Annotated in this window: 17 protein-coding genes; 16 read left to right on the forward strand and 1 reads right to left on the reverse strand. The window is 48.3% G+C overall.

The features are described 5' to 3' along the window. Positions 1–279 precede the first annotated feature (279 nt). From DXD02_RS14120 to DXD02_RS14145, 6 genes are all read left to right on the forward strand, one after another. Positions 280–1,119, forward strand: a complete 840-nt coding sequence (locus DXD02_RS14120; RefSeq protein WP_117805266.1) for a C39 family peptidase — start codon at positions 280–282, stop codon at positions 1,117–1,119. A 68-nt stretch (positions 1,120–1,187) separates the two neighbouring features. Beyond that, positions 1,188–1,445 (forward strand): sporulation transcriptional regulator SpoIIID, encoded by a 258-nt coding sequence (gene spoIIID / locus DXD02_RS14125; protein WP_055220903.1) that lies wholly within the window; start codon positions 1,188–1,190, stop codon positions 1,443–1,445. Between the two features lie 87 nt (positions 1,446–1,532). After that, complete coding sequence (locus DXD02_RS14130) at positions 1,533–2,279, forward strand: copper homeostasis protein CutC (RefSeq protein ID WP_117805265.1); 747 nt, start codon at positions 1,533–1,535, stop codon at positions 2,277–2,279. A gap of 38 nt (positions 2,280–2,317) precedes the next feature. Next, positions 2,318–3,577: a M20/M25/M40 family metallo-hydrolase gene (locus DXD02_RS14135; RefSeq protein WP_117805264.1), complete on the forward strand. Its 1,260-nt coding sequence runs from the start codon at positions 2,318–2,320 to the stop codon at positions 3,575–3,577. A 15-nt stretch (positions 3,578–3,592) separates the two neighbouring features. Then, complete coding sequence (locus DXD02_RS14140; RefSeq protein WP_117805263.1) at positions 3,593–4,522, forward strand: nucleotidyltransferase family protein; 930 nt, start codon at positions 3,593–3,595, stop codon at positions 4,520–4,522. Positions 4,523–4,620: 98 nt separating this feature from the next. After that, positions 4,621–5,346 carry a glycosyltransferase family 2 protein gene (locus DXD02_RS14145; RefSeq protein ID WP_118667013.1) on the forward strand — a complete coding sequence of 242 codons (726 nt, stop codon included), beginning with the start codon at positions 4,621–4,623 and terminating at the stop codon, positions 5,344–5,346. Between the two features lie 89 nt (positions 5,347–5,435). Here the strand turns inward: DXD02_RS14145 and DXD02_RS14150 are convergent, their stop codons facing one another. Further along, positions 5,436–6,563 (reverse strand): hypothetical protein, encoded by a 1,128-nt coding sequence (locus DXD02_RS14150; protein ID WP_118667014.1) that lies wholly within the window; start codon positions 6,561–6,563, stop codon positions 5,436–5,438. Positions 6,564–7,125: 562 nt separating this feature from the next. Between DXD02_RS14150 and DXD02_RS14155 the strand changes: the two genes are divergently transcribed. From DXD02_RS14155 to lysS, 10 genes are all read left to right on the forward strand, one after another. Then, positions 7,126–8,100, forward strand: coding sequence for a cell wall hydrolase (locus DXD02_RS14155; protein ID WP_118667015.1), 975 nt, complete (start codon positions 7,126–7,128; stop codon positions 8,098–8,100). Between the two features lie 819 nt (positions 8,101–8,919). Beyond that, entirely contained in the window at positions 8,920–9,387 is a 468-nt protein-coding gene (locus DXD02_RS14165) for an NfeD family protein (protein WP_118667016.1), read from the forward strand. After that, positions 9,384–10,352: an SPFH domain-containing protein gene (locus tag DXD02_RS14170; RefSeq protein ID WP_117510131.1), complete on the forward strand. Its 969-nt coding sequence runs from the start codon at positions 9,384–9,386 to the stop codon at positions 10,350–10,352. The genes DXD02_RS14165 and DXD02_RS14170 overlap by 4 nt, the downstream gene beginning before the upstream one ends. A gap of 355 nt (positions 10,353–10,707) precedes the next feature. Further along, positions 10,708–11,697 (forward strand): ornithine carbamoyltransferase, encoded by a 990-nt coding sequence (gene argF, locus DXD02_RS14175; protein ID WP_118667017.1) that lies wholly within the window; start codon positions 10,708–10,710, stop codon positions 11,695–11,697. Between the two features lie 167 nt (positions 11,698–11,864). After that, positions 11,865–12,857 (forward strand): biotin--[acetyl-CoA-carboxylase] ligase, encoded by a 993-nt coding sequence (locus DXD02_RS14180; RefSeq protein WP_118667018.1) that lies wholly within the window; start codon positions 11,865–11,867, stop codon positions 12,855–12,857. Positions 12,858–12,889: 32 nt separating this feature from the next. Further along, positions 12,890–13,273, forward strand: coding sequence for a DUF6145 family protein (locus tag DXD02_RS14185; protein WP_117510128.1), 384 nt, complete (start codon positions 12,890–12,892; stop codon positions 13,271–13,273). Further along, on the forward strand, positions 13,263–14,261 hold the full coding sequence (gene dusB / locus DXD02_RS14190; protein WP_242991169.1) for a tRNA dihydrouridine synthase DusB: 999 nt from the start codon (positions 13,263–13,265) through the stop codon (positions 14,259–14,261). The genes DXD02_RS14185 and dusB overlap by 11 nt, the downstream gene beginning before the upstream one ends. 119 nt (positions 14,262–14,380) lie before the next feature. Beyond that, entirely contained in the window at positions 14,381–15,775 is a 1,395-nt protein-coding gene (locus DXD02_RS14195) for an MATE family efflux transporter (protein WP_117805257.1), read from the forward strand. Positions 15,776–16,007: 232 nt separating this feature from the next. Then, complete coding sequence (gene greA / locus DXD02_RS14200) at positions 16,008–16,490, forward strand: transcription elongation factor GreA (protein ID WP_022461080.1); 483 nt, start codon at positions 16,008–16,010, stop codon at positions 16,488–16,490. A 29-nt stretch (positions 16,491–16,519) separates the two neighbouring features. Next, positions 16,520–18,565 (forward strand): lysine--tRNA ligase, encoded by a 2,046-nt coding sequence (gene lysS, locus DXD02_RS14205; RefSeq protein WP_118667019.1) that lies wholly within the window; start codon positions 16,520–16,522, stop codon positions 18,563–18,565. Positions 18,566–18,638 lie beyond the last annotated feature (73 nt).

Below are 18,638 nucleotides of genomic sequence, written 5' to 3' on the forward strand. Positions count from 1 at the left end.
CTATTTTACCATTTTTGAACTTTTTTCTCAATGATATTTCCGGAATTTGCCATCTTTTTCCTGCTTGCGGTTTTGCTTCCGTTTCGCATGGCTTTGCACAGATACAAAAAATCTTAAGAAAGCAGACGGAAAAAAAGCAGTTTTTCTTCGGAAAATATACAAAAAGAAAAATCGGAAATTTGTTATGATGAAAAGGAAGAATGTACTCTCAATCATCTCACAAAATCAGGCACAGAAAGATTTTGGGAGTACACCATAAGATCGGGAGGGGGATTTTTCATGATCCGTGAAAACAATACACTGGAATGGCAAGAGATAGCAGAACAAAAAAGAATGACACAAAGAAGGATAATACAAAGAAGAGAAAGAGCACGGAGACGAAAAAGAAAGGTATGGCGGATCCGCGGGCTGCTATTGCTGTTCGGCTGTCTTCTGTTTTTGGGCGGTGTGCGGCGCTTCCGGCAGAATCCGATCCAACGGTATGCGAAAGCAAACGGCATTTCAATGGATCAGTACCCGGAGGAGCTGTTGTCGCTTTACGAGAGAAACAATGAGACGGAGACGTTCGTCGAAGAATATCCGTTGAAAAAAGAGGAGGAGCCGGAGATTGACCTGAGCGACCTGTCATCCGCATCGGAGGTTCCGCTTCTCTTGCAGTGGGATCAGAGATGGGGCTATCACCGATATGCCGGTGAAGTGATGGGATTAAGCGGCTGCGGACCGACAGCACTTTCCATGGTTGCCATTTTCATGACTGGCGATATCACAAAAAATCCGCGCTGGGTCGCCGATTTTGCCTCACAGAACGGCTATGCCGTAGACGGCAGCGGAACCGCCTGGTCTCTGATGCTGGAAGGAGCCCGGCAGATCGGCCTTTCCAGCAAAGAAATCCCTGTGGAACGGGAACGGGTGGAAAACAACCTGCAGGCCGGAAACCCCATCATTGCCCTGATGGGACCCGGGGAGTTTACCAGCAACGGTCATTTTATCGTTCTTACCGGATTGCAGAATGGCAGACTGAAAATCAACGACCCAAACAGCAGAAAAAATTCCGAAAAAACCTGGGATATCGATCAGGTGCTGGAACAGACAAAAGCGGTATGGGTATATTACAAATAATAAAATAGAAGACATACCCATCAAAGCCTCCGAATACACTGTAAAAACAGCGTCTTCGGAGGCTTTTTGTGAGGGACTATATCGAAGAGCGTGCTGTGGAGACAGCAATTTACATGATTGAGACGAAAGCGACCGTACGGCAGACGGCGAAAAAATTCGGAGTGAGCAAAAGTACCGTGCATAAGGATCTGACATCACGTCTGGTACAGGTGAATCCGGGTCTGGCGGCAGAGGCGAGGAAAATTCTGGATGTGAACAAGTCTGAACGCCACATTCGCGGCGGCATGGCAACGAGAGAAAAATATCTGCATCAGAAGCAGAAGTGAACGAAAGTGAACCAAAGAAGCTCTTTCCTAATCGCCCTAAATAGGGTATGATAGAGAAAGAAAACTTACGAAAACAGAGGGAATTTTATGAACGATTATATCCTGGAAGTCTGTGTGGACTCGGCGGAGTCGGCGCTTGCGGCGGCAAAAGGCGGGGCAAGCCGGCTGGAGCTGTGTCAGAATCTGGTGATCGGCGGAACAACGCCGGGTTCGAAGCTGTTTGAGGTGATCCGCAGACAGACAACCATTCCGATTCATGCACTGATCCGCCCGCGGTTCGGGGATTTCTGCTACACCCCATATGAATTAGAAGAAATTTGCGAGGAAGTTGCGATGTATCGCGAACTCGGTGCAGAGGGCGTTGTGATCGGCGTGCTGAAAGAGGATGGAACAATGAATATGACAGCGATGGAACAGCTGATGGAGGCGGCAAACGGCATGTCTGTGACGCTGCACCGCGCGTTCGATGTCTGCCGCGATCCGAAAGAAGCGCTTGAGCAGGCGGTATCGCTCGGTATGAACACCATTCTCACCTCCGGTCAGCAGAACAGTGCGGTAAAAGGAGCAGAGCTTCTCGCCGAACTGCAGCGCCAGGCGGCGGGACGCATCCGTATTCAGGCGGGCGGCGGTATTTGCGCGGATGCGATCCGCGAGCTGTATCTGAAAACCGGCGTGACCGCCTACCACATGTCCGGAAAAATCGAACTGGCGAGCCCGATGCAGTATCGGAAAGAAAATGTGAACATGGGACTTCCATCCTTAAGCGAATACACCCTCTACCGCACCGATGTTAAAGCCGTGCGCAGCGCGAGAGCGGTACTGGAAGAACTTTAAGAAAATAAAAAAAGAAAAGAAAAGGACATAACATTATTATGAAAGCAAATACCATCAGCGGCCAGCGGCAGTATGCGTTCGTCAGCCAGTTTAACTACATCCGCGAAGCCGGAACGAAAGGCGAAGAAAAAGCAGCCTGCCGGATCGAAAAAGAACTTTCTGAAATCGCAGAAAAATGGGGGCAGGGCGAATTGCAGATCCGCCGCGAGCCGTTCGAGATTGAGACATGGCAGGTTGACGAAGCTGTCTTTACGGTCACAGAGCCATATGAGAAAACATACACCGTCCGCGGCTGCTTCGCGGCAGCCAATACCGCTCCGGAAGGCATGGAGGCACCATTCCTCTACGTAGAAAACGGCGACCCGGTCAGCCTTTCCCATGCAGAAGGGAAAATCGTCCTGATCAACGGCGGTGCCAATGCAGAAAACTATGAAAAACTGGAAAAAGCAGGAGCCGTCGGATTTCTGATCCTGACCGGAACGCCGCTGGACAAAGACGAGGACCGCCTGCCGGACTACCGCACCCTGCGCGGCGTAAAAAATCCGAAACTGCCGTGCGCCGTCATTCATTATCTTGATGCGATGGAACTGGTAGAACGGGGAGCGAGCCGTGCACGCCTCGTTTTACAGCAGAAAAAAATCAGGAGAACGTCGAAAAATATCATCCTGCGCATCCCGGGAACCGAGCAGCCAGAGGAAATCCTGACGCTGACGGCTCATTACGATTCCGTTCCGCAGGGACCTGGTGCATACGACAACATGGCGGGCGCAGCGATCATCATGGAGCTGGCACACTACTTCGCCGAAAACCGCCCGAAACGGACACTGGAATGCATCTGGTTCGGCGCGGAGGAGCTGGGTCTCTGCGGAAGCCGGGCGTATGTGAAAGCGCATGAAGCCGAGCTGACGCAGCACCGCTTCAACATGAACGTCGACCTCGCCGGACAGGCCATCGGCGGAACCGTGCTTGGCGTGGCAGCAACGAAAGAGGCATGCGACGCGATCATGGAGCACTTAAAACAGGCGGACAAAGGCGTATCGCTCATCAACAACATCTGGAGCAGCGATTCCAACACCTTCGCATGGAAGGGCATCCCGGCGATGACGCTGAACCGCGATGGTTTCGGCATGCACACCTGCCACGATACGATCGACTGGATCTCCGCCTGGTCACTGAACCGGAGCGCCGGTGTCCTGGGCGAAATCGCCGAGTATCTGGCGGATGCAGAACCATTTCCATTTGAAAGAGAAATCCCGGCAGACTTTGCGGAGAGATTAAAAGCTTATTTTGGAGAATAAAAAGGAGAGAACATCATGAGCAAAAAACCAGTATTAGTCATCATGGCAGCAGGAATGGGAAGCCGTTACGGCGGATTAAAACAGATTGATCCGGTTGACCCGTACGGAAATATGATTATCGACTTTTCCATTTATGATGCAAAACAGGCAGGCTTTGAGAAAGTCATCTTTATCATCAAAAAAGCCATCGACGAGGCATTCCGCGAGGGCATCGGCAAGCGAATTGAGAAATACATGGATGTAGAGTATGCTTACCAGGAACTCGACGTTCTCCCGAAAGGCTACGAAGTGCCGGAAGGCCGCGTCAAACCGTGGGGAACCGGTCATGCGATTCTCTGTGCGGCAGAAGCCATCGACGGCGCACCGTTCGCCGTCATCAATTCCGATGATTATTATGGAAGAACGGCATTCGAGGAGATCTACCGCCAGCTGACAACCGAGCAGGACGGCGCGACCTATCAGTACGCGATGGTTGCCTACGACCTGTACAAAACCCTGACCGACAATGGCCACGTAGCCCGCGGTATCTGCACCGCAGACGACCAGAACCACCTTGTCGGCATTCATGAGCGCACAAGAATCGAAAACCACGGCGGACAGGCCGAATACACCGAGGATGACGGCGCAACCTGGACCGGACTGCCGCAGGGAACGATCGTTTCCATGAACCTCTGGGGCTTCACACCGAGTATCCTGATTGAGCTGAAACGCCGCTTCCTGCCGTTCCTCGAGGATGTATACAAAACTAACCCGTTAAAAGGCGAATACTTCCTGCCGTTCATTGTCGATGAACTGCTGCAGGAGAAAAAAGCGGAAGTCACCGTACTCCGCTCCTATGATAACTGGTACGGCGTAACGTACAAAGAAGACAAAGAAAATGTCATGGCAGCACTGCAGAAATTAAAAGACGAGGGCCGTTATCCGCAGAAACTGTGGGAAGAATAACAAACGAACGGTACTGGGAAATTTTCTCCATGAGAGCATCTTTCGCAATGAAAAGAAATCCTGTATAATGGATGGAAGGAAATGCAAGGAGAATACCAATGGATACCTTATATATTGTAATACCAGCCTATAATGAGTCGGAAAATATCAAAAGAACGATCGAGGAATGGTGTCCCGTCGTGGAGAAGCATAACGGCGGCGGTGCGTCCCGTCTTGTGATCATCAACGACGGAAGCCGCGACGATACGTATGAAATTGCTTCAGCAGAGTGCGAAACCCGCCCGTTGCTCACCGTGCTGACGAAGCCAAACGGCGGCCACGGTTCCACCGTTCTGTACGGCTACCGCTATGCACTTGAAAACGGTGCGGACTATATCTTCCAGACCGATTCCGACGGTCAGACCGATCCGGCGGAGTTCGAAAAGTTCTGGCAGATCCGCGAGGGCTACGACGCCATTTTCGGAAACCGCACAAGCCGCGGCGACGGCTTTTCCCGCGCTGTCGTGGAAAAAGTGCTGTGCGCGGTGCTCTGGACCTATTTCCACGTATCCGTGCCGGATGCAAATGCCCCGTTCCGTCTGATGAAAACAGACTACGTGGCCGAGTATCTGCCGCTGATGCCGGAAAACTACAATCTGCCGAACGCACTGCTGACTGCCTTCGGAGCGTATTTTCACCGGAAAATCCGTTTCATTCCGATCAGCTTCAAGCCGCGTCAGGGCGGAACAAATTCCATCAACATCCGTAAAATCGTAAAAATCGGCCGTCAGGCGCTGCACGATTTCTGTGAGATTCAGAAAGCGGCTGCGAAAAAAAGAGGATAAAAAATAATATAAGAGAAGGAACGTATCCCATGTTTCATGAGATACGTTCCTTCTTTTTGTATGCTTATTTTTTATTATGGACCTTATTTTTAATAGAAGCGATGCGATCTTTTCTGATTCATGGAATCCTTTAGTGCCAGAAGTGATTCGATCAGGATCAGAAGCAGGATCACAGCGATCATGACTGCGAGGATCTGATTTGTTCGCTGATGGAACCAGGAGCCGATTCCTGTGTGTGCAGTCTGTGTATTCTCGGCCTGTGCGGCATTTTCAAGAGCTGCAGTTTCCGAAGTAATAATCTGTGCATCCGGGTCTGTTGTTCTGACAGATGGTACAATTTGCGTTGCAGCTGGAAGCTGGCTGGAAGAAGTAACAGCGGATGCGGTAACTTCCGGGTGGATGGTGGAAAGATCAACTTCTTCGTCTTCTGTAACAACTGCGCTGGCAATCGGTTCTGCTGCGATCGGTTCGGATGCAGGAACCTGTTCCGGTGTGGTTTTGGATGCAGGAGCTGCGGTTTCCGGAAGAATATTTTCCTGTGCCGGCTGTTCCGAAGCAGATGGCTGTACCACGATCGGGGTTTCTGCCGGTGCGGATGGCTGTTCCGGAACGGATGGTTCTGGAGCGGCCGGTTCTTCCGGAACTTCCGGTGCAGATGGCTCTTCCGGAAGAGATGGCTCCGGGTCAGTTGCCGGTGTTTCCGGGATTGCGGTACAGTAAACAAGAGAAGTCATTGCCGCCGAAGAATCCGTAATCACAACGGAACCGCCATTGGAAACGGCCTGTCCATTAACATAGAAGGAAATCTGATCCATATCCAGTGTGTAGCCAGGTTCCGTAACCATCGATACGGAGAACGTTCCGTTTACTTCCTCGACCGGTTCGCTGTTCTGATACAGGACATAGGAACCATCATCGGAAAGATATGACATGGTGACCGGCGCATCCATTGTGGAATCCTGAAATGTCAGGGTAGCATCGGTAAAAGCAAGAGCCGCCTGATCGGTGTTCAGATAGAACTCCAGGTCCTGTGCATCGTAATGGGTGAAGTGAATGGTAATTTCACCGGCGTCTGTATTTTCTGCACTTGGAACTGTCTCGGCTGCTGCCGAATACGGAGCGGAAAAAAATAATCCGGCCGCCAGGAGGCCTGCCATTCCGAATCTCAGAATCAAATTTCCTGTGTGTTTTTTCGTTGTCTGTGTGCTGTGTAACATATGACATCCTCCTTTCACCTGATCGGTTTCTAATGTCGGTCTGTTTTATTTTCCTGCGGTAAGTTTCACGTATAAATTGAAAGAAAAATAATTGATAAAATATAAATTTTCTTTCTTTTTAAAGATTATACCATATGTAGAAAGAAATATCATGTAAAAATAAAAAGTTAAAAGAAAATTTGAAAATGCGTCAAAAGTGGAAAAGGTTTGTAATGCATGTCGAAAAATAGAAAAAGAACTGTCACAATTTCTTAAAAAATATTTGCGGAAAAAGAGGGCAGAAAGGGCAGAATGTGAAACAAAAGCAAAATAAAAAGAAGGAAACAAGACACGGAAAAGTATTCCAGGCAGGCCGCATGCAGAAGAAAAAGTGGGAATAAAAACCAATCCAATTCGTCAAAAAAGCGGAAAAGTGGTGAAAAATTGTGGGTTCTATGAAAAAAACGATGGGAAAAGACAGGAATGTTGTCGAAATATTCTAGTTGACAAAAAGATGTAACACTGGTAGAATCGGTTTGTAACAAGATGTAACAAAAACGTAATAATTGTTCAGGAGGTAAGTATGACATTCAAAAAAAGTTATGTGCCGGGCATCCTGGGGAGCGTGCTCACACTGACTGTCATCATGGCTGCACCCGTAAAAGCAGAGACAAAGGAAGAAACCATTTTAAATAAAACAGACTGGAGCACAATGGCTGCAGCAAACGTAGAAGGATATGTCAACATCCGCAGCGAGGCAAACGCAGATTCCGAGATCGTCGGAGTTCTGATGCCGGGCTATGCGGTTACTGTAACAGAAAAAGGAGACGAGTGGAGCAAGATCTCTTCCAATGGTGTAGAAGGCTACATAAAGAATGAATATCTGGTATTTGGGGAAGAGGCAAAAGCACATTACCGCAATATGTGCGGTATCACCGGAGTTGTTCAGGCGGACAGCCTTCGTGTCCGTGAGGCAGCATCCACAGATTCCGCGCAGATCGGAACACTGACACAGAATGGTGAGGTCAGCGTATTCGGCGAAGAGGCAGACTGGTATCAGATCCAGTACAGCGGAAGCAGCGCATACGTTCATGGAGACTATGTGACACTTTCAGAGGAGTTAAAAGGTGCCGTTTCCATGGAGGAATACCAGGCATCACAGGCCTGTGCGGCAAGCAGCGCAGCAGTAGCCTCCACAGCAGGCAGTGCATCGGTAATTTCCGCAGACAGCAATGATGTGGCAATGCTTGCAGCACTGATCGAGTGCGAGGCAGGCGGCGAGAGCTACACAGGAATGGTGGCAGTCGGAGCGGTTGTAGTAAACCGTGTCAACAGCGGTTCCTTCCCGAACAGTGTTTCCGGCGTTATTTATCAGGGTGGACAGTTTACACCGGTTGCGACCGGAACCTTCCAGAGCGTGCTTTCCCGCGGAGCAAGAAGTGACTGTTATGCAGCTGCACAGGCTGCACTTGCAGGTGAGAGTCCGGTTGGCGGATGCCTGTATTTCAACAGCGGCTACGGCAGCGGAATTCAGATCGGATATCAGCATTTTTATTAAAAACAGGCGTGGAACCTTTGCAAGGGGATAGGCGGAGGGAGCATGCATTTCCATAGATTGTGATCGGTTCAAAGTCATGAAAAATGAGATGGAATCGACGGTATAGAAAAAAGAGTAAGTGAACAAGGGGAGACGTTCACTTACTCTTTTTTTACTCTGAAACAAATACTACCGGATAGTCAAAAAGTGCAGACCATCCTTATGGAGTTTTACAGGAAATGTTGTTGGATTTCCAGTTACGGGACATCGTTATTTTCAAAAATTTTCAACAGCTTGGTTTTCTGGTTATTGGCGCGGAAGTCTGCTAATGTCTGACGCAGTGTTGTATGGCGGACGCGGTAGGTATTGGAGAGAAAACAGAAAAAAGTGATTCCCCAAAATACCGGCCAGAGCAACACACATTTATGGCGACCTGATGCTGTTTCACCTGGTGATTGGTGCAATGTATCTGGCGAAGGAAGAGATGACATATGAAGGAAAAAATGTTTCTGCGGTCAGAAAGCTGCTGAAACAATATGGGTCAGATCCGTTTGTTCGAAAAACTCTGACGATATGGAATTGCCTGCATTACGTAGTTCAAATCAAATCGGTATTCTGGAAACTATTAAGCTTCACCCTCGTATTATTTTTACGTCTTCACGCATATGGTTTTCTGTCAGCAATCCTCGTTTTCATGTCCGGGCTTGGAATTGACAGTCTGTAGACGATTCCTGACAAATCTTTCTTTTTTCTGAATGTTTTTAACTTTGCTTGTTATTTTTTCATCATTATAGTATGATGAATACAACAGCCAATTTTTTCAGAAAGGGGGAAAAACGCATGGGTATTACAGCTTACCTGCCGGTTTACTGGCTGATCGCACTCGTCATTTTTTTAGTGATTGAGGCAGCAACACTTGGCCTTGCGACGATCTGGTTTGCAGGTGGGGCGCTTGTTGCTTTGATCGCTGCCATGTGCGGAGCCGGGATTGTAATTCAGATTGTACTGTTTCTTGTTGTATCGCTGGTACTTCTGTTTTTTACACGTCCGCTCGCCGTTCGCTTTCTGAATAAGGATACACTGAAGACGAACGTGGACCGTGTGGTTGGCATGGAAGGAGTCGTGACGGAAGAAATCTCCAATCTTGCGGGAACCGGAAAGGTTTCGCTTGGAGGGAACATGTGGACTGCGCGTACAGAGAACGAAGGAGGTGCGATTCCCGTGGATGCAGTCGTTACGGTGCTCCGTGTGGAAGGCGTCAAGCTGATTGTAAAGGTCAAAGAAAAAGAAGGAGGAAATGAAACATGAGTGGTGGAGGAGTTGCAGGAATTTTATTGATTTTGCTTCTTGTGGTTGCATTGTTTATCGCAGCATCGTGTGTGAAAATTGTACCGCAGGCTAGTGCTTACGTGGTAGAGAGCCTTGGAAAATACAAGGACACCTGGGCAACCGGTCTTCATTTTAAGGTTCCGTTTATCGAGCGTGTAGCGATTCGCGTAAACCTGAAAGAGCAGGTGGTGGATTTCCCGCCGCAGCCGGTTATCACAAAAGATAATGTTACGATGCAGATTGATACCGTTGTATTCTTCCAGATTACCGATCCGAAGCTGTTTGCATACGGTGTTGTCAATCCGCTGATGGCAATTGAAAACCTGACGGCAACAACGCTTCGAAATATCATTGGAGATCTGGAGCTCGATGAAACGCTGACATCCCGTGAGATCATCAACACGAAGATGCAGGCTGCGCTTGATATCGCGACCGATCCGTGGGGAATTAAAGTAAACCGTGTCGAGCTGAAAAACATTATGCCTCCGGCAGCCATCCAGGAAGCAATGGAGAAACAGATGAAGGCAGAGCGTGAACGCCGTGAAGCAATCCTGATTGCAGAAGGAGAGAAAAAATCGACCATCCTTGTTGCCGAAGGTAAAAAACAGTCGGCCATCCTCGATGCAGAGGCTGAAAAACAGGCGGCGATTCTTCGTGCAGAGGCAGAAAAAGAGAAACGGATCCGTGAGGCAGAAGGCCAGGCAGAGGCAATCCTCAAAGTACAGCAGGCAAATGCCGATGGTATCCGTGCGATCAAAGAAGCAGGTGCGGACGATGCCGTTCTTACCTTAAAGAGCCTTGAGGCACTTGGCGTTCTGGCAAATGGAAAGGCAACAAAGATTGTTGTTCCGTCCGATCTGCAGGGACTGGCAAGTCTGGCTACCACATTCAAAGGTATTGTGGAGGAGCAGAAAGTGCCGGCAGGAAAAGAAGTGCAGAAGTAAAATAGAGATAAATCGATAAGAAAAAGAGAATTCTCCCACAGAAAGCGTGATGCCGGATGTGGGAGATTTTTCATGGACAGCGAACAAAAGTCCGCAGTTACAAGAGCCCCCGGTGACAGCCGTGATAACGGGAAAAATGGAAAGAGAGTGTTTTTAAAGTGCATAAAAATGCATATTATATGAATAATATAAAGAAAATACGCAAAAATATACATTTTCCTCTTGACAGATGAACAGGCCTGTTTCATAATAGAGAATATTCAAGGAAACCAAGGGGCAAAAAACCTTTTGACCCAACATCACAGTATAGGAAATAATAAAATACACCATATGCAGATATAAGGAGGAACAAGCCATGGATTTAAAAGGACGCGATTTTCTGACATTGAAGGATTTTACACCGGAAGAGATTGCCTATCTGCTGGACCTGTCCGCAGAGCTGAAGGAGAAGAAAAAGAAAGGCATTCCGGTGGATACCCTGCGTGGTAAAAACGTTGCACTGATTTTTGAGAAAACCAGCACCAGAACCCGCTGTTCCTTCGAGGTAGCTGCACATGATCTCGGTATGGGAACAACGTATCTGGATCCGACCGGTTCCCAGATCGGCAAAAAAGAGAGCATTAAAGATACAGCCCGCGTTCTTGCCGGTATGTATGAGGGAATTGAATACCGTGGATTTGGTCAGGAGATTGTAGAAGAACTGGCAAAATATTCCAAAGTCCCGGTATGGAACGGACTGACGAACGAGTACCACCCGACCCAGATGCTCGCCGATATGCTGACAATCCAGGAAGAGTTCGGCCACTTAAAAGGCATCAAACTCGTTTACATGGGCGACGCCCGCTACAATATGGGAAATTCCCTGATGATTGCATCTGCCAAGATGGGAATGGATTTTGTGGCCTGTGCACCGAAGAAATACTTCCCGAACGCAGAGCTTGTGGCTCAGTGTGAGGAGTATGCAAAGGAGAGCGGTGCAACCATCACCCTCACCGAGGACGTAAAAGAAGGAACAAAAGATGCCGATGTTATCTATACCGATGTCTGGGTATCTATGGGTGAGCCGGACAGCGTATGGGAGGAGAGAATCCACGATCTGACTCCGTACTGTGTCACAAAAGAAGCAATGGCAAATGCAAAAGATACCGCCGTATTCCTGCACTGCCTGCCGTCCTTCCACGATCTGAAAACAAAGATCGGAAAAGAGATCCACGAACGCTACGGCCTGAATGAGATGGAAGTAACCGATGAAGTATTTGAATCTGCGCAGTCGAGAGTATTCGAAGAAGCAGAGAACCGTATGCATACGATCAAAGCAGTTATGGCAGCGACCCTCGGAGCATAAAGTTTTGGGTGGAAAAACCGGAATAGACTGTGTATAATAGAATAACGAAGAAACACGCACAGCAGCGCTGCGGAAAACTCTTCCGCAGCGCTGCTGTTGATTTTTCGAAATGCATAAAGCGTGCTTCTTATAGTCAGAAAGCAACACAGGGAGTGTGATAATACGATATGCTGGAAAATAAGAGAGCCGAGACGCTGCGTCTTCTGCGGGAATCCGGAAAAAATGTTTCCGGACAGGAGCTGTGTGAACATTTTGGGATTTCCCGCACCGCAGTATGGAAGATGATGAATCAGTTGAAGGAAGAGGGATACGAGATTGAAGCCGTTCAGAATAAGGGATACCGTCTGTTAAATGAGCCGGATCTCGTAACGAAGGATGAGCTGGAAAGCCGCACGCATACGAAATATGTCGGACAGACGGTTTATTACAGCCGTGAGGTGGATTCGACAAACACGTGGGCGAAGCGGTTGGCGGAAGAGGGTGCGCCGAACGGCACACTGACAACGGCCGAGACGCAGACTGCCGGAAAAGGCCGCCGTGGCAGAGTCTGGAAATCGCCGGAGGGAACTTCCGTTTCGATGTCGATTCTGCTGTACCCGGATCTTGAGCCGGCCAAAGCACCGATGCTGACGATTGTAATGGGACTTGCCGTAGTGCAGGGTGTGCAAAGAGCGCTCGGTGTCGATACGAAAATCAAATGGCCGAACGACGCAGTGCTGAATGGGAAAAAGCTCTGTGGTATCCTGACAGAGATGAGCGCACAGATTGATTATATCAATTATGTTGTCATCGGAACCGGAATCAATGTCAATCAGATGGAATTCCCGGAAGAAATCGCGGAGATTGCGACCTCACTGGCGATAGAAATGGGTCATTCCGTCAACCGGGCGAAAGTGGTCGCAGCAGTGCTGGAGGCATTTGAGGAGGACTATGAAAAATTCCTGGAAGCAGGGGATCTCTCCGGGCTGAAGGAAGCATATGAGGCTGTGCTTGCAAACAAAGACCAGCCGGTGCGTGTACTCGATCCGAAGGAACCGTTCGAGGGCGTTGCACTTGGCATCACGCCGACCGGTGAGCTGCGCGTGCAAAAAAAGGACGGAACGATCACTGAGGTGCATTCCGGCGAGGTTTCGGTGCGAGGCTTATACAGCTACGTATAGAGAGAACGGAAAAGGAAGAGAAAGGAAAAATTATGTATTCAGATAATGAAAAAGTAGTGCTTTGCGGAGCAAGTGCATACGAACAGAAATATTATTTTAACCAGGATTTTGCATCCCTGCCACAGTCTGTGCAGGATGAGCTTCATGTTATGTGTGTTATGTTTACGGTGGAAATCGGCGGTATTTTTACCATGTGGTTTGACAGCGACGGAAGTCTGCAGTTTGAGACAGAGGCTGTAGACGCGGATGCGATGTATGACGAGATCGGCGGCGCTCTTCGGATTAAGCAGTATCAGGAAGAAAAAAAGGAGCTGCTGGAATCACTGGAGCTGTATTACCGTGTCTTCTTCCTCGGTGAGGAGGTGCCGGAGGAGGCGCTGATGGAAGAGGACGGAGAGAAGCCGAATGGAAAATAAGAAACGTACACTGCAAAAGATGCCGCCGCTGAAAATCGGAAACGTGGAGATGCCAAACCCACTCGTGCTTGCACCGATGGCGGGGGTGACGGATCTGCCGTTTCGTGTTCTGTGCAAGGAGCAGGGCGCGGGCCTGATCTGTATGGAAATGGTGAGCGCGAAGGCAATTTTATATAAGAATAAAAATACCGAGGATCTGATGACGATCGATCCGGGTGAGCATCCGGTGTCCCTGCAGCTTTTCGGCAGTGATCCGGAGATTTTGGGGCAGATTGCCGCTCAGATCGAAGAAAGGCCGTTTGATATTCTGGATTTTAACATGGGCTGTCCGGTGCCAAAGGTTGTCAATAACGGCGAAGGCTCGGCCCTTATGAAGGATCCGCATCTGGTGAGGGAAATCGTGACAAGCATGGTAAAGGCAGTGAAAAAGCCTGTAACCGTAAAGATTCGAAAGGGCTTTAACGAAGAATCGGCGAATGCTGTGGAAATTGCGAAGATCCTCGAGGACTGCGGAGTGGCCGCAATTGCGGTTCATGGAAGAACGAGAGCGCAGTTTTATTCCGGAAAAGCAGACTGGGATATTATCCGCCGGGTAAAAGAGGCAGTATCGATTCCGGTTATCGGAAACGGCGATGTGACAGATGCGGCAAGTGCCGAGGCACTGGTGGAGCAGACCGGCTGTGACGGAATCATGATCGGACGCGGCGCGGAAGGAAATCCGTGGATTTTTAAACAGATTCTTCATTATATGGAAACAGGCGAAACGCTTGCAAGGCCGACCCAGCATGAGGTAAAAGAAATGATGCTCCGCCATGCACGGATGCAGGTGGAATACAAAGGCGGCGCGATCGGCATCCGCGAGATGCGCAAGCATGTTGCATGGTATACGGCAGGCTTTCCGCATTCGGCAAAGCTGCGCGCGGCGATCAATCAGGTGGAGAGCCTGCAGGCGCTGGAACAGATGCTGAATGAGTGGGAACGAGGATAAAAACAAGTCAAAAAGGTACCTATGATATGCCAATATTGATATATCATGGGTGCTTTTTTTATGCTATACTGATAAACAGAGGTATTGGGACAAAAAATACAAAAGAGGGAGTGTAGTGTATGACTATGAAGGAACTTTTCGCACCGTCCGACATGACGGTGGGAAAGCCGTGGGAAAAGATTGTAGCTTTTACAATCCCTATGCTGATCGGCAACATTGCCCAGCAGCTCTACAACACGGTTGACAGTATTGTAATCGGAAAATATGTCGGGGACAATGCGCTTGCGGCAGTTGGAAGCGCCAGCCCGATCTTAAACCTGCTTCTGGTTCTGTTCGTTGGAATTTCCGTCGGCGCCGGCGTCATGGTGTCGCAGTATTTTGGGGCAAAACAAAGAAAAGAGCTTTCAATGACGATCGGAAACTGCGTCACGCTGACAGCAATTTCTTCCATCATTATTATGATTCTGGGAGCCGTCCTCTCAAGACCGCTGCTGGAAATGCTGAAAACACCGGATTCTATCATCGACTGGTGTACCTCGTATCTGGTGATCCTGATGGTGGGCTGTGCCGGCAGTGCGTACTATAACATTCTATGTGGTATCCTTCGCGGACTCGGCGATTCGATTTCGGCGCTGATTTATCTGCTGGTGGCAACGGTCATCAACATTGTATTAGATATTGTATTCGTTTCCCAGTTCCACATGGGCGTTGCCGGAGTTGCATACGCGACCGTGATTGCGCAGGCAATTTCTGCAGTACTCTGCATGTGGCGTCTGATGCGTATGACCGACATTTTTGATTTCAGGCCCAAATACCTGAAAATGAAAAAACAGTATTCGATGGAAATTATCCGCCTTGGTCTGCCGTCCGGTATTACCCAGGCGATCTTCTCCATGGCGATGGTTATCGTACAGTCGCTGACCAACAGCTTCGGTGAAATGGTTATCGCCGCGAATGTTATCATCATGCGTGTCGATGGCTTTGCAATGATGCCGAACTTTTCGTTTGGTACCGCGATGACAACGTATGCCGGTCAGAATGTCGGCGCACGCCGTATGGACCGCGTAGAGCAGGGCGCAAAACAGGGAACACTGATTGCTGTCGGAACCTCAACGACCATTACCCTTTTAATTGTTATTTTCGGCCATCATCTGATGGGAATCTTTACGAATACCACAGAGCTCGTAACATTAAGTGCCAATATGATGAAGATCCTTGCGGTCGGCTATATTGCCATGGCAATAACACAGTCGCTTTCCGGCGTCATGCGTGGAGCAGGCGATACGATGACCCCGATGTGGATTTCGATGGTTGTTACCGTTGTAATCCGTGTGCCGCTGGCATACGGTCTGGCCTTTCTGACCAGAACGCCGGAGCTGCCAAACGGACGATATCAGGTACTCTGGATTTCCATGCTGGTAAGCTGGTGCATGGGTGCGCTTCTGACGCTGATTTTCTATAAAAAAGGAAATTGGAAAAAGAAAGCACTGACAGGAAGCTCATCCGAAAAATAAAGGAAAAATAAGAGAAAGATGCAGGAAGGATTTGTGAAAAAGAAAATCTTTCCTGCGTTTCTTTTTTTCTTGACATTCCGTGGGCAATCCTTTATACTACTTTAATTGTTAGGATAGGCGGAGTCTATCCTTATTTCAACCGGGAATACTGAAAATACAGCGCATTTCCGGAGAGTTTACAGAATAAAATCAGATATGACTGGATACAGAAACGATAGAAAGGGTGTATAAAATGGAACAGAAAAAAACGATTCTTACCTATGCCGGCCTGAAAAAACTGGAGGACGAGCTTCATGACCTCAAAGTAAACAAACGTAGAGAAATTGCCGGTAAAATCAAAGAAGCAAGAGAGCAGGGAGACCTTTCCGAGAACGCCGAGTACGATGCAGCAAAAGATGAGCAGCGTGACATCGAGGCAAGAATTGAAGAGATCGAAAAAATCCTGAAAAACGCAGAGGTTGTTGTTGAGGACGAAGTAGATTCCGATAAGATCAATATCGGATGTAAAGTAGACGTACTGGATCTGGAGTATGACGAAGAAATCGAGTTCCAGATCGTTGGTTCCACCGAGGCAAACAGCCTGGAAGGAAAAATTTCCAATGAGTCTCCGGTAGGAAAAGCTCTGATCGGCGCGCACAAGGATGATATTGTCGATGTAGAAACACCGGCCGGAATTATGCAGTACAAAGTACTTTCTATCCAGAGAAATATCTAATAAAATACAAAGAAAAGGGAGTGAAGAGATTGGCACAGCAGACACAGGAACAGGATATTAACCACTTACTGAAGGTTCGCCGCGAGAAACTCGCAGAGCTGCAGCAGAACGGAAGAGACCCGTTCCAGATTACAAAGTTCGATCAGACACATCATTCGCTTGAGGTGAAAGGTCTTTACGAGGCACATGAGACTGAGCTGTTAAAAGACCGCCAGGAGCCGAACGTAGAGGGAATGGATGAGGAGCAGGCGAAAGAAGCTCTTAAAAAGGATTACGAAGAGAGAAGAAATATCATGGACGCAAGCCCGATCCATGTGGCAATTGCAGGACGTATGATGTTTAAGAGAGTCATGGGCAAGGCATCTTTCTGCAATATCCAGGATTTACAGGGAAACATCCAGGTATACGTTGCAAGAGATGCGATCGGAACAGAGTCTTACGCTGATTTTAAAAAATCTGATATCGGTGATATCTTCGGAGTGGAAGGATTTGCTTTCAGAACAAGAACAGGTGAGATTTCTATCCATGCAGAGAAAGTGACACTCCTCTCCAAGAGCTTACAGATCCTCCCGGAGAAGTTCCACGGTCTGACAGATGTAGATACCCGTTACCGTCAGAGATATGTAGACCTGATCATGAACACAGAGTCTAAAGATACCTTTATCAAGCGTTCCAAGATTCTCAGTGCGATCCGCAAGTACTTAAGCGGAGAAGGATTCATGGAAGTTGAGACTCCAATGCTTGTACAGAACGCAGGTGGAGCAGCAGCAAGACCGTTCGAGACACATTTCAATGCCTTGAACGAAGATCTGAAGCTTCGTATTTCCCTGGAGCTGTACCTGAAGAGACTGATCGTCGGAGGACTCGAGAAGGTATATGAGATCGGACGTGTATTCCGTAATGAGGGTCTTGATACAAGACATAACCCGGAGTTCACTCTGATGGAGCTTTACCAGGCATTTACAGATTACCACGGCATGATGGATCTGACAGAGAACCTGTATCGTTTTGTCGCACAGGAAGTGCTCGGAACGACACAGATCGTATACAAAGGAATCCCGATGGATCTCGGTAAGCCGTTCGAGCGTATCACGATGGTTGACGCAGTGAAGAAATACGCAGGCGTTGACTGGAATGAAGTTGAGACTCTGGAGCAGGCAAGAGAACTTGCAAAAGAGCATCATATTGAGTTTGAAGAGAGACATAAAAAAGGTGATATCCTGAATCTCTTCTTTGAGGAGTTTGTAGAGGAGCATCTGCTTCAGCCGACGTTCGTTATGGACCACCCGGTTGAGATCTCGCCGCTGACGAAGAAAAAGCCAGAAAATCCGGAATATGTAGAGCGTTTCGAGTTCTTCATGAATGGATGGGAGATGGCAAATGCTTACTCTGAGCTGAACGACCCGATCGACCAGAGAGAACGTTTTAAAGCCCAGGAAGAACTGCTTGCCCAGGGCGATGATGAAGCCAATACAACAGATGAAGACTTCATGAACGCATTGGAGATCGGTATGCCGCCGACCGGTGGTATTGGATTCGGCATTGACCGTATGTGTATGCTTCTGACAGGAGCGGAGGCAATCAGAGACGTGCTGCTCTTCCCGACAATGAAATCACAGGGCGCTGCTAAGAACGAAGCAAACAACGCAGCTCAGTCTGGTGCAGCAGCTCCGGCAGAGACAAAAGTAGCTGAGAAGGTTGATTTCTCCAATGTGAAGATTGAACCAATCTTTGAAGAAATGGTTGATTTCGATACATTTGCAAAATCTGATTTCCGTGCAGTTAAGATTCTTGAGTGTGAAGCAGTTCCGAAATCCAAGAAGCTTCTGAAGTTTGTACTGGATGACGGAGAACGCAAGGATCGCGTGATTTTAAGTGGTATTCACGAGTATTACGAGCCGGAAGAACTGGTTGGTAAGACAGCAATCGCTATCGTTAACCTGCCACCGAGAAAGATGATGGGAATTGATTCCGAGGGTATGCTGATTTCAGCAGTACACGAGGAAGATGGTCACGAGGGACTGAACCTTCTGATGGTAAATGACAGAATCCCAGCAGGTGCTAAGCTCTATTAAGATGATGTAAAGATGTACCGTTTTACCAAATAGACGGGACGTACTTCATTTGATAAAAAACTAAAAAAACAGC

This window comes from Blautia sp. TF10-30, from assembly GCF_003481245.1.
Taxonomy (GTDB): domain Bacteria; phylum Bacillota; class Clostridia; order Lachnospirales; family Lachnospiraceae; genus Fusicatenibacter; species Fusicatenibacter saccharivorans.